The organism is Sphaerisporangium rufum (assembly GCF_016863395.1).
GTDB lineage: Bacteria > Actinomycetota > Actinomycetes > Streptosporangiales > Streptosporangiaceae > Sphaerisporangium > Sphaerisporangium rufum.
Map to the genome: position 1 here is coordinate 1 of NZ_BOOU01000167.1, position 664 is coordinate 664.

A 664-nucleotide genomic window follows, 5' to 3' on the forward strand; every position below is an offset into this window, starting at 1 on the left:
GAGCAGGTTGACGGCCGGGCGCTCCGTCTCGGTCTGCTGGTAGATCTGTACCTGGCCGTCGGCGGCCATGTCGGCGATGACGACCCGGGTGACGCCGAGGGGCATGCGCAGCAGCGCGGAGACCTCCGCGACCGAGCGCACCTGGCGGCACAGGTTGCTGATGGCCAGCCGCTCCGGCGGCAGCATCGACAGGTCAACAGGAGGGGCGGTGGCCGAGGAGACCAGGGCCTCCAGGGCGAGCGCCATGCGGGGCGCGGTCCGCCCGCCGGTGATGGCGTACGGCCGGACGCGCAGCCGCTGCTCGGCCGGGTCGGGACCGGGGTCGTGGGCGCCGGGCATGCCGGGCCATCCGGCCTGGGCCGGCGGGTACGACCCGGCGGGTGGCGGGTACGGCGTCCCGCCGCTCAGCGGCCCGCCCTCATGCGTCCAGCCGTGGTTCACCACAGCATCCTCCTGTCATCGCCCTCACCTCGGCTGGGAGGCCTGAAGCTCGGCGCGTACCGTGGGCGTCAGCACCTGACCGGCCCGCTCCACCAACAAGGTCATCTGATAGGCCACCAGGCCCATGTCACAGTCGGCCGCCGCCAGCACCGCCAGGCAGGATCCGTCGCTGATCGACATGATCAGCAGCAGCCCGCGCTGCATCTCCACGACGGTCTGGGTG

The 664-nt window shown here is 72.7% G+C and carries 2 protein-coding genes; both read right to left on the minus strand.

From position 1 onward, the window contains the following. Positions 1-444, minus strand: a 444-nt coding sequence (locus tag Sru01_RS35175; RefSeq protein WP_307812148.1) for a DUF742 domain-containing protein, incomplete at its 3' end; no start/stop codon positions are given. Between the two features lie 21 nt (positions 445-465). After that, on the minus strand, positions 466-664 hold a 199-nt coding region (locus tag Sru01_RS35180), incomplete at its 5' end, for a roadblock/LC7 domain-containing protein (RefSeq protein WP_445009390.1).